The 9,348-nt window shown below is 54.7% G+C and carries 14 protein-coding genes and 1 other RNA gene; 10 read left to right on the forward strand and 5 right to left on the reverse strand.

Annotated features, from left to right (window positions below; translation table 11 throughout):
* Positions 1 to 55: 55 nt before the first annotated feature.
* The gene (locus GWA01_RS10620; protein WP_146797547.1) at positions 56 to 883 is read right to left on the reverse strand and encodes an inositol monophosphatase family protein; all 828 of its coding nucleotides are present in this window, start codon (positions 881 to 883) and stop codon (positions 56 to 58) included.
* Between the two features lie 4 nt (positions 884 to 887).
* On the reverse strand, positions 888 to 1,454 hold the full coding sequence (efp, locus tag GWA01_RS10625; protein WP_146797551.1) for an elongation factor P: 567 nt from the start codon (positions 1,452 to 1,454) through the stop codon (positions 888 to 890).
* 210 nt (positions 1,455 to 1,664) lie between these two features.
* Between efp and GWA01_RS10630 the strand changes: the two genes are divergently transcribed.
* The gene (locus tag GWA01_RS10630; RefSeq protein ID WP_146797554.1) at positions 1,665 to 1,985 is read left to right on the forward strand and encodes a carboxymuconolactone decarboxylase family protein; all 321 of its coding nucleotides are present in this window, start codon (positions 1,665 to 1,667) and stop codon (positions 1,983 to 1,985) included.
* 111 nt (positions 1,986 to 2,096) lie between these two features.
* Here GWA01_RS10630 and GWA01_RS10635 read toward each other — a convergent pair whose 3' ends face one another.
* Positions 2,097 to 3,143, reverse strand: a complete 1,047-nt coding sequence (locus GWA01_RS10635; protein WP_146797557.1) for a lysine-2,3-aminomutase-like protein — start codon at positions 3,141 to 3,143, stop codon at positions 2,097 to 2,099.
* Between the two features lie 51 nt (positions 3,144 to 3,194).
* Between GWA01_RS10635 and epmA the strand changes: the two genes are divergently transcribed.
* From epmA to GWA01_RS10650, 3 genes are all read left to right on the forward strand, one after another.
* Positions 3,195 to 4,190 carry an EF-P lysine aminoacylase EpmA gene (gene epmA / locus GWA01_RS10640; protein WP_146797559.1) on the forward strand — a complete coding sequence of 332 codons (996 nt, stop codon included), beginning with the start codon at positions 3,195 to 3,197 and terminating at the stop codon, positions 4,188 to 4,190.
* 103 nt (positions 4,191 to 4,293) lie between these two features.
* On the forward strand, positions 4,294 to 4,725 hold the full coding sequence (locus tag GWA01_RS10645; protein ID WP_146797562.1) for a hypothetical protein: 432 nt from the start codon (positions 4,294 to 4,296) through the stop codon (positions 4,723 to 4,725).
* 56 nt (positions 4,726 to 4,781) lie between these two features.
* A complete protein-coding gene (locus tag GWA01_RS10650) occupies positions 4,782 to 5,498 on the forward strand; it encodes a fasciclin domain-containing protein (protein ID WP_146797566.1) in 717 nt (238 codons plus the stop codon).
* Between the two features lie 6 nt (positions 5,499 to 5,504).
* Here the strand turns inward: GWA01_RS10650 and GWA01_RS10655 are convergent, their stop codons facing one another.
* Positions 5,505 to 6,068, reverse strand: coding sequence for a thiamine phosphate synthase (locus tag GWA01_RS10655; protein ID WP_146797569.1), 564 nt, complete (start codon positions 6,066 to 6,068; stop codon positions 5,505 to 5,507).
* Between the two features lie 21 nt (positions 6,069 to 6,089).
* Positions 6,090 to 6,491, reverse strand: coding sequence for a hypothetical protein (locus GWA01_RS10660; RefSeq protein WP_146797572.1), 402 nt, complete (start codon positions 6,489 to 6,491; stop codon positions 6,090 to 6,092).
* An 89-nt stretch (positions 6,492 to 6,580) separates the two neighbouring features.
* Between GWA01_RS10660 and GWA01_RS10665 the strand changes: the two genes are divergently transcribed.
* From GWA01_RS10665 to GWA01_RS10690, 6 genes are all read left to right on the forward strand, one after another.
* Positions 6,581 to 6,796, forward strand: a complete 216-nt coding sequence (locus GWA01_RS10665; RefSeq protein ID WP_146797575.1) for a hypothetical protein — start codon at positions 6,581 to 6,583, stop codon at positions 6,794 to 6,796.
* Between the two features lie 3 nt (positions 6,797 to 6,799).
* A complete protein-coding gene (locus tag GWA01_RS10670) occupies positions 6,800 to 7,141 on the forward strand; it encodes a cell division protein ZapA (RefSeq protein WP_146797578.1) in 342 nt (113 codons plus the stop codon).
* A gap of 49 nt (positions 7,142 to 7,190) precedes the next feature.
* A non-coding RNA gene (ssrS, locus tag GWA01_RS10675) (6S RNA) lies at positions 7,191 to 7,349 on the forward strand.
* A 43-nt stretch (positions 7,350 to 7,392) separates the two neighbouring features.
* On the forward strand, positions 7,393 to 7,914 hold the full coding sequence (locus tag GWA01_RS10680; protein ID WP_229316037.1) for a 5-formyltetrahydrofolate cyclo-ligase: 522 nt from the start codon (positions 7,393 to 7,395) through the stop codon (positions 7,912 to 7,914).
* Positions 7,915 to 7,917: 3 nt separating this feature from the next.
* Positions 7,918 to 8,733 carry a TIGR00282 family metallophosphoesterase gene (locus GWA01_RS10685; protein WP_146797585.1) on the forward strand — a complete coding sequence of 272 codons (816 nt, stop codon included), beginning with the start codon at positions 7,918 to 7,920 and terminating at the stop codon, positions 8,731 to 8,733.
* Between the two features lie 75 nt (positions 8,734 to 8,808).
* The gene (locus tag GWA01_RS10690) at positions 8,809 to 9,228 is read left to right on the forward strand and encodes a flagellar biosynthesis repressor FlbT (protein ID WP_146797588.1); all 420 of its coding nucleotides are present in this window, start codon (positions 8,809 to 8,811) and stop codon (positions 9,226 to 9,228) included.
* Positions 9,229 to 9,348 lie beyond the last annotated feature (120 nt).

Consider the following 9,348-nt stretch of genomic DNA (forward strand, 5'->3'; position numbering starts at 1 on the left):
TCGATCCTAGACGAGTCGCCTCCCGCCCCGCAATGGGGCGAGAGGGCTCTTTGTGTCAGGCGCGGTTGATTGCTTCATGAACGATCGCACGGAGCGGCGCATGCAGGTTTGTATTTCCTGCAACGACGTCCACGTCATCGTTGATATCGCCGAGTTCCTTGCCGTCCGGATCGGTTGCATAACCACCTGCTTCGCGAACGAGCAAAAGGCCTGCGGCACAATCCCAAGGTTTCAGGCCGAATTCCCAGTATCCGTCGTAACGGCCTGCGGCGACCCATGCCAGATCTAGGGCTGCTGCCCCGAAGCGACGAATGCCGGCCACCTGAGGCATCAGGGCGCCAAGAACACGTGCGAACGGCAGGCGCTGCTTGCCTGGAACCTTCGCGAAGGGAATCCCGGTTGCGAAAAGGGCTTCTTGCATGTTGCGACGTCCCGAAACCCGCAGCCGCCGCTCGTTCAGGAATGCACCGATGCCTTTTTCAGCCCAGAACATTTCGTTTGCAGCAGGGTTGTAAACCAGCGCCGCTGCAAGTTCGACAGTGCCGTCCTGGAGACGTCGTTGCAGACCGATCGAAATGGCCCAGTGCGGAATTCCGTGCAGGAAGTTTGTCGTGCCATCCAGCGGGTCGACGATCCAGCGCCAGGTCCAGTTGTCCCCGCCTGAGGCACCGCTTTCTTCCATCAGGAATGCATAACCAGGGCGTGCCCTGGCCAGTTCCTCACGGATGATGGCTTCGGCGCGCATGTCTGCCTGGGAGACGAAATCTCCTGGGCCCTTGATGCTGACTTGAAGTTGCTCGACCTCTGCAAAATCGCGCAGCAGTCGGCGGGCGGCCTTCTGTGCAGCGTTCTGCATGACGGTCATGTGCGGGGAAAGACGCATTCGATCAGTCCTTGGCGCGCTCGACGTAGGATGCGTCGTCCGTGCGGACAACGATGCGCTCGCCGGCTTCGATGAAGGGCGGAACCAGTGTCTTCACGCCGTTGGAAAGTACTGCTGGCTTGTAGGAAGAGCTTGCCGTCTGGCCTTTGACGACCGGGTCGGCTTCCGTGATTTCGAGGGTGACATGTGGTGGAAGTGTTACGCCTACGGCATCACCTTCAACAAGCTTTACGCTCAACTGCATGTTGTCTTGCAGGAACGGAAGCTGGTCGCCAAGGATTTCCTTGTTGAGGATTGTCTGCTCGAAGGTTTCCGGATCCATGAGGACGATATTATCGCCATCCATGTAGGAATACGTGAAGTCCTTGTCTTCCGTGATCAGGCGCTCCACGGAATCAGCTGTGCGCCAGCGCTCGTTGGTCTTGTTACCCGTCTTAAGGTCGCGCATTTCAACTTGAATGAAAGCGCCGCCCTTGCCGGGGGTGATGATCTGCTGCTTGAGAACGGTCCAGCGGCGACCATCGTGTTCGATAACCTGGCCGGCCCGGATAAGGTTGGCTTGTTGTTTCATGTCAGTTCCTGACCCTGAAGAAATGCGTTTTTCTGGTGTCCTTGGGGGCTTCTAGCGCCGCAGGGGGGCTGTCGGCAAGGTGGAAGCATGTTTCCACCGCATCTAAAGCTCCGCAAAGCGTGATAGCAGGAGTGCTTGGTAATTCTGAACGGCCGGTCCAGTCTTTGAGTTATGTTGCATTAATGCTGATGCAGTTTGGAGAAGCTGGCCATGTATGACATGAAAAATCTCTCGCATTTTGGGCAGATGGGAAAAGAAGCGCCCTCAGGCATGGACGCATTCTGGCAGTTTGATAAAGCTGCTTTTGCCCCAGGTGCAGTCGATGCTCTGACGAAGCAGCTTGCGGCAGTAGCTGTCGCCCTTACAACACAGTGCCCTTACTGCATTGAGCTCCACGCAAAGGCTGCGCGGGATGCCGGCGCTACGGATGCTCAGCTTTCTGAAATTGCCCTCGTGGCAGCCGCAATACGTGCAGGTGGTGCGGTTACACATGCGACGCATATGTTTGGCAAAGGCGAGGATGGAAAGTGAATTTCAAAAACTCAAAGAAATATCAACATTTTCAAAATAACAGTAGAGCATAGAGAGTAATTATTTAATTAAGGAATTGTGTATTTCGCGAATTTACTCCGTTCTAACCCATCATGTGAAACTATACTTTTCCAAGCTTGGAGAAAGAACCTTTCCTGGCTCTTCCGGGAGTAGATAGTCTGGCCCCAAAGGCACTTTTCCTTTTCCTCCTGGAATGTCGAGGACATAGGTTGGCCATGCCAGGCCGGTCATTTTTCCGCGTAGGGACGCTAGAAGTGCGCGGCCTTCTTCCACGGGAACATGGAAATGTGCGGTCCCGGGAGCTGCATCCAGGTGGTGCAGATAATATGGTTTTACTCGTGCACGAACGAGACTTCGAAGCAGGTCTTCAAGAGCTTCACGCGTATCATTTACGCCGCGTAGAAGTACAGATTGTGACAGAACCGGAATGGCCTGAGCCAGGATCAGGCGGATTGCCGCCACGGCTGCGGGTGTCAGTTCCCGGGCATGATTAATATGGGCGACCACCCACATCGCGCGATCAGTCTCCATGGCTTCTAGCAGTTCCGGGGTAATGCGCTCGGGGGAGGCCACAGGTACGCGTGAGTGAATGCGGATTGTCTCCACATGCGGCATTGCGGAGAGGCTTCGGATAATATGCGCGAGTCTTCGGGGGGCCAGCATCAAAGGGTCTCCTCCCGTCAGAATGACCTCCCGTATTGCCGGGTGTGTCCGAAGCCAGTCCAGTGCGCGCTCCAAAGCCGCATCATCCAGCAGTCCTCCGCCGGGCCCCACGTGCTCGCGCCGGAAACAGAAGCGGCAGTATAAGGGGCACACGAGTAGAGGTTTGAGCAGCGCGCGATCTTCGTACCTGTGAACAATCCCGGGTACGGGCGAGAGTGCGTCGTCGCCAATCGGATCGGTCAATTCATGGGGGAGGGCGGTGGCCTCGCGGATGTCAGGGATGACCTGCCGTCCTATCGGATCATCGGGGTGTTCGATGAGTGCCTGAAAGGCTGGTGGAATAGCAGTTGCGTACAGGGTTGCGACCTTTTCGAGATCTGCGCGATCTGCCTCCGATGCCAATCCTGCCTGAATGAGATCTTCAGGCGTGCGGAGTGCTGTCTTTGGGCGAAGTGTCTTGACCATGTCTTGCATCTGGTGGCTCTAGCGAAGCCAACCTGCTTCTTGCAACAGGAACTGCCTCTAATGTCATTTTCTTCTTCAGATTCATCCCAGATTGCGGATCGACTGCCTCTATTGCGCCGTCGCGCAGAGCTGCTGAAAGCTACCCGAGCATTTTTTGATGCGCGTGGTTATCTCGAAGTTGAAACGCCCTACGCTGTGCCCGTCCCAGGGGAAGAGGTCCACCTGCGATGCTTTCGTACGGAAATCGAGCATCCGGATGGGCGTCGCGAGGCCAGGTTTCTTCATACCAGCCCGGAATTCGCGATGAAGCGTATCGTGGCGGGTATCGGTTTGCCTGTGTTTCAGTTGGCGCGGGTGTGGCGCAATGCGGAGTTCAGCAGCACGCATGTCCCCGAATTCACGATGCTGGAATGGTATCGGCCGTCTGCAGATCTTTCGGCGCTTATGGATGAAACCGAGAGCTTTGTAAGAGCCTTACTGCCCCCCGTGGTATCGCGTGATGATCGGGAAATCAGTCTCGTTGCGCCATTTGAGCGTTTGACGATGCAGGCGGCTTTCGAGCGATATGTTGGTGCAGATCTGCTCGGTACTGCGGGTGATGTTGCAGCGCTTGCCGCTCAGGCAGGGATTACGCCGCGGCATGACGAAACGTGGGAAGATTTGTTTTTCCGGCTGCTGCTTGAGCGTGTTGAGCCGTTCATCGGGCGTGAGCGTCCCACTTTCCTGACGCATTGGCCTGCAGAACAGGCCGCTCTGGCGCGCAAGGACCCTCATGATTCGCGGGCTGCCCTTCGTTTTGAGCTTTATATAGGCGGGTTGGAGCTTGCGAATGCCTTCGAGGAACTCACGGATCCGATCGAGCAGCGGGCGCGGTTTGAAACGGATCGTATCCGTCGTCTTCAAATTGCACCAGATCAGAACTGGCCTCTGGACGAAGCGTTCCTTGAAGCGCTTCCTGATCTGCCGCCATGTTCCGGCATAGCATTGGGTTTTGACAGGCTGGTACTTCTTGCAACAAGGGCGCCAAGGATCAGCGACATTCTATGGCTGGGTTGAAGTTTTAATAACTTGCAGGAGTTTTAATCCTGAATACATCTCCAATCCGTTAGAATGATGAACCAGAGAGTGCGGAACGTTCGCCGCCAACAGGAGCAGATAGATGAGAACAGTAAGAACAGTGTCCCTCGCAGCCCTGCTGGCGTTATCCGCCTGTGCAGTACCAACCTTGCAACAGCGCAAGGTACTGGACTCGATGGTCGGTAAATCTGAGGTCGATGTATTGCGCCAGTTTGGTGTGCCGACGCGTAATTATCAGGCTTCGGGCCATGAGTTCCTCGCCTATATCGACAACCAGACCCAGTATTCGCCCGGTGGCGGAATGGGTGGTTGGGGATGGGGTTGGGGCGGCGGTGGCTGGGGTGGCGGCTGGGGCGGCGGCTTTGGCGGGCCATGGGGCGGCGGGTTCGGCGGACCATGGGGTGGCGGGTTCGGTGGTTATCCGTCCACATATTATAACACCTCCTGCCAGACGACGTTCGAAATCGTGGGTGGTCAGGTTGTTGGATGGACAATGCGCGGAGACGGGTGCTGAGTTTTCATTTGTCGGGTATGGTGCCATCTCCCGTTTTCAGAGTGGTATGACCCGACATGAATTTGCGAATCGGCTTCTCCCAGTTCTCTCGCTCAGGTCGCTCCGAAGCTATCGGGAGTTTGCTGGTTATGCTTTTGTTGGGAGGGTGCCATGGAGTGCCCGCCCCGCAGGACATTTTTCAGGTCCGGCCATCGTCGAATGCAACGATACTGCCCGAAGAAAGTATCGGACGGCAGTTTCACGAGCCTAAAGACGGAACGCCAAGCAGTGTTGTTGCATACCACACCACCCCTACACCCTCTTACCCGGATCGCTCTTTAAGCGAGAATCTGTCAGGGTCTCTTGAGGTTGCAGATTACGTTGCCTCGCTTAGGGCTACGGGCCTGTTCCCACGGTTGGCAGAGAGTGGGCCATATACTGTGTTTGCAATACCCAACCTTCCGCTGGAGCATTACGCCGCTCGGTGGCAGGGTGGTCTTCAGGCGGAGCAGAATCTGCCTGCTATCAAGAGGTTGCTAAAATACACGATCGTTTCAGGGTTATGGGATGACCGTACCATTCGTAGGGCTGTTGCTCGCCATAAGGGGCAGGGAATTGGCCTCAAAACGCTCGCAGGCGACGTGCTGAGTGTTCACGTCGATACCACTACGAATGAGCTTGTGTTGAATAATCAGACTGGAGAGACCAATCGACTTTGGCTGGTGAATGTGCCGCAGTCGAATGGTGTTTTATACTTTACTCAAGGCGTTCTGCCGCCGGCAGCAGTGCGCTAGATCGGATCAGGAGCGCACAACATCGAGCACTGCGTTCAGGCGGAGTGTGTCGGTATGGTCCAGAGTCAGTGGTATCGCGAGAAAGTCTGCACCGGCTTTTTGTGATGCCAGCGCAATTTCTGCGTTAGTGACGCCTTCAACGACGGCGGGAAGCTCCATGACGCTTGCCCACCAGGTGACAGTCTCGAGCTGATCTGCGTCAAAGGACACATAATCCGCGCCCTTTTCTCCGGCCTGCATCGCCTGATCCCGGGTTTCGCATTTGCAGCCAAGCTGAACGTCATCTCCGATGATCCGCCGGGCGCTGCTCAGGGCGTCGATATCGGTCAGGTGAACGCCATCGATATTGCCGGATATAAATTCGCTGAGGTTCACGGTCTGATCGATAGACACCAGCACAGCCACGTCGTTGTTCTGTGCAACACGAACAATCTCCGTGGTCTTTCCAAAACGATATGGAATGCGAAGTGCCGTGACCTCCGGGTGTCGCAGCAGATCAGGCAATATGGCGATAGCCTGATTTGGTTCGAATTCCTGAGGCAAAACGAGATAAAGATCACATGGTGTCATGTTGATCAATTTCGCAGATTGTCAGCCAGTCTGCCAGCAATAGCCTTCAAGGGACTGAATTTTTTTCAGAACATATGGCGAGAACGGCATCCTACCCGGAATGAAGGTTGAATTTCCAAGAGGTTGCGTCAGAATTTGGGGGTGGGATGAACTGCTTGGTGTAGACGCGGCATTGCGGCAGATGACCCAGCCTATACCGTTATTTAGTGCCTGTATGGCGCATGCCATGGAAGAACCGCAGTCCAGGATCGAAAGTTCAGTCTGAAGATTCAGTGTTCTCACCCACCATGGAACGCCAAATGCAATCCCTGCTCCTTGGGGTGAAACTGCGATGAATGCTTGTCCGTTTCGGATATCACTTATCGCATTGAAGGCTTTGCGGGACGAGACTTCGATCATAGGGTAGGGTGAAAAGTCTGGCATGCTTGACGTGTGGTTTCCATCGGGGCTGTGTACCGTAAGAACATATGATAGCGTGTCGTAAAAATGGCAGTTAGCGGAAAGAGAGTGTTTTGAGCGAGCAGAAGGTATCTTCTCAGGAAAACATCCCTGTCGACCGCCTTGAAGAAGCATTGACCAGAATAGCCTTTGCGCTGGACCGTCAGGCTCAGAATCGAGAGTTGGAGCGCCAGAAAGCCGCAGAAGGACCAGATCTTCAGGCCTTGGCGGCGAACCTGGACGCGATGTGCGTACGGATCCGTAATATCGTTGGGCGCGAAGGAGAATAAGCCATGGGACAAGTCTCCGTTCGTGTGAATGGTTACGTTTATAATGTGGGATGCCAGGATGGCGAGGAAGGACATCTTCACGCCATGGCACATGAAATCGAAAAGCGCGTCGAGCGTATTCGTACTCTGGGTGGCTCCACCACAGAGGGGCGTACCCTGTTGCTTGCTGCTCTGCTGATGGCGGATGAGATCCATGACCTGACGGCGCAGCGGATGCCGTCGGGCGCTGCTGAAACAATCGCGGAAGCTGACAGGATCGTTGCCGAGAACAAAAGGGCCAGAAGCCGCCTGTTGCTGGCGGTGGAGAGGGCAGAAGGGCTTGCGGATCTTCTGGAGCACGGATGATTTTATTAATCTCCCATTGAACCTTGCTCTGCCTGCCTTCATATAGGTGAGGGAGCTGCCTGGTTAGTCAGGCAAATCAACCTCTGGGCCGATAAGCACTTTCCATAGGGAACTGGCTCTGTCGTGACCCTGGTCATGTTAACCGGTGCCCACCTGCTCACGCAGGTCCGGGAGGGCTGAAAAGACCAACGGCTTTGGCGGCTCCACTTCTTTCTAGTTCTGATCAACAGAAAAAAGCGCTACGTGCTCAGTTGAGAGCCTCGCGGCCCGTTTTATCGCCAGACGCGCTTAAAGCTCTGACGGACCGTCTGTTTAACGAAATTATCAGAAATGAAGTTCAGCGGGTTGGCGCCGTTTGGCCGATGCCGGGAGAAGTAGACTTACGGCCGCTTTGTGCTCGCCTTTGTCATGCAGGATTTCATGTCTCGTTACCGGAGACGCCACCGAAGGGCAGCCCCCTGGTCTTCAGGCAATGGAATCCTGGGAGCGTGTTGCAGGCTGGGCGTTACGGAACATTCCATCCGCAGGCACCAGAAGAAATACCTGAATTGCTGCTTGTTCCGTTTCTCGCATTTGACCGCCGCGGGGTGCGTCTGGGATATGGAGGTGGATACTATGATCGGACGCTCGAACGTTTGCGTGTTCCGGCAATAGGTTTCGGCGTCGCTGCTCAGGAGCGTTCAAGTCTGCCTACCGGGCCTCATGATGTCTTGCTGCCCTGCATCGTGACTGAGCGAGAAACGATCCATACCCCTGTTTTTCAGAAAGGCTGAATTTTGAGGATACTTTTCCTGGGCGATATTATTGGTCGCAGTGGGCGAGAGGCAATTGTCGCTGGTTTAAAAGACTGGCGGTCCAGGCTGGCTCTCGATCTCGTCGTGGTTAACGGTGAGAACGCCTCGCACGGCTATGGGCTATCTCCTGCGATTGCACAGGATCTTTTTGACGCTGGTGTTGATGTCATCACGCTGGGCAATCATGCTTGGGACCGTCGGGACATGATTGGCCATATCGATCAAACGCCCCGGATTATTAGGCCTATTAATTATCCACCGGGAACGCCGGGGCAGGGAAGCTATATTGTTGAAGTCTCCCGTGGGCGCCGTGCGCTCGTGGTGAACGTGATGGGCCGTATCTTTATGGATCCGTTGGATGATCCTTTCAGATGTGTGAACGATCTCCTCTCGCGTCATCGTCTTGGAATGACTGTTCAGGCTGTGGTCGTAGATATTCACGCGGAAGCAACAAGCGAGAAGATGGCCTTCGGGCATGTGCTGGACGGACGTGCCTCACTCGTTATCGGAACACACACGCATGTTCCTACGGCGGATCACCGAATTCTGGCAGGTGGAACGGCGTATCAGACCGATGCAGGAATGTGTGGAGACTATGACAGTGTAATTGGAATGGGAAAAAGCGCATCCATTCACAAGTTTGTCCGGAAAATGCCAGGTGATCGCCCGCAACCTGCGGAAGGCGTCGCAAGCATTTGTGGTCTGATGGTCGAGACAGATGACACGACAGGCCTCGCTACAAAGGTTGCCCCATTCCGGCAAGGTGGACTGCTAGCTTCTAACTGGCCGGACTTCTGAGAAGGATTGTTTCCCGAATATTAATATTTCTCTGTCATTTCAGTTTCAAGGCATTCCAGAAGAGGTGACAGAGTTATGGCAGGATTAAGCATCCGGCTTTCTGAAGGAGACAGGTTGGTCATTAATGGTGCTGCAATCCAGGTGGAGAGCGATACCCGCCTGCGCATTACCAATAAGGTCAACATTCTCTTTGGTGATCAGATCATGTCACCAGAGGATGCAAACACGCCGGCGCGACGCATCTATTTCGCCATCCAGAATTTCCATGTGAGTAATCCGGAAGAACGGGAGAAGGCGCTTGAAGGAGCGCGCTACTTCATTGATGCCTTCCGAAGCGAAACCACGTCCCACCACGCCAAGGCCCTGCTTGATATCGCGCTGGAAGAAATGAAGGCGGCGAATGGCTATGCCGCGCTGCGGGTTGCTCAGCGCATTATCCGTCACGAAGATGCCGTGCTTGGTGGTACCGAAGATAAAACAGAAAAAAACGCCTAATTGTCGTTATTTTTTACGCCGATCCTGTAATGGAAAGCGTGCATAACTCAATTTTCTCCTGTTTTCCGCCCGCTCTGAGGTGTGGATAACCCTCAGGTTTTTAGTGTTTGACAGTGTGCT

The organism is Gluconobacter wancherniae NBRC 103581 (genome assembly GCF_007988885.1).
In the GTDB taxonomy this organism is placed as follows: Bacteria; Pseudomonadota; Alphaproteobacteria; order Acetobacterales; family Acetobacteraceae; genus Gluconobacter; species Gluconobacter wancherniae.

What these genes read in the sequence shown, in the direction of transcription:
- GWA01_RS10620 (WP_146797547.1), bottom strand. Translation starts at nt 883, where the DNA reads ATGCGTCTTTCCCCGCACATGACCGTCATGCAGAACGCTGCACAGAAG.
- efp (WP_146797551.1), bottom strand. Translation starts at nt 1,454, where the DNA reads ATGAAACAACAAGCCAACCTTATCCGGGCCGGCCAGGTTATCGAACAC.
- GWA01_RS10630 (WP_146797554.1), top strand. Translation starts at nt 1,665, where the DNA reads ATGTATGACATGAAAAATCTCTCGCATTTTGGGCAGATGGGAAAAGAA.
- GWA01_RS10635 (WP_146797557.1), bottom strand. Translation starts at nt 3,143, where the DNA reads ATGCAAGACATGGTCAAGACACTTCGCCCAAAGACAGCACTCCGCACG.
- epmA (WP_146797559.1), top strand. Translation starts at nt 3,195, where the DNA reads ATGTCATTTTCTTCTTCAGATTCATCCCAGATTGCGGATCGACTGCCT.
- GWA01_RS10645 (WP_146797562.1), top strand. Translation starts at nt 4,294, where the DNA reads ATGAGAACAGTAAGAACAGTGTCCCTCGCAGCCCTGCTGGCGTTATCC.
- GWA01_RS10650 (WP_146797566.1), top strand. Translation starts at nt 4,782, where the DNA reads ATGAATTTGCGAATCGGCTTCTCCCAGTTCTCTCGCTCAGGTCGCTCC.
- GWA01_RS10655 (WP_146797569.1), bottom strand. Translation starts at nt 6,068, where the DNA reads ATGACACCATGTGATCTTTATCTCGTTTTGCCTCAGGAATTCGAACCA.
- GWA01_RS10660 (WP_146797572.1), bottom strand. Translation starts at nt 6,491, where the DNA reads ATGCCAGACTTTTCACCCTACCCTATGATCGAAGTCTCGTCCCGCAAA.
- GWA01_RS10670 (WP_146797578.1), top strand. Translation starts at nt 6,800, where the DNA reads ATGGGACAAGTCTCCGTTCGTGTGAATGGTTACGTTTATAATGTGGGA.
- GWA01_RS10690 (WP_146797588.1), top strand. Translation starts at nt 8,809, where the DNA reads ATGGCAGGATTAAGCATCCGGCTTTCTGAAGGAGACAGGTTGGTCATT.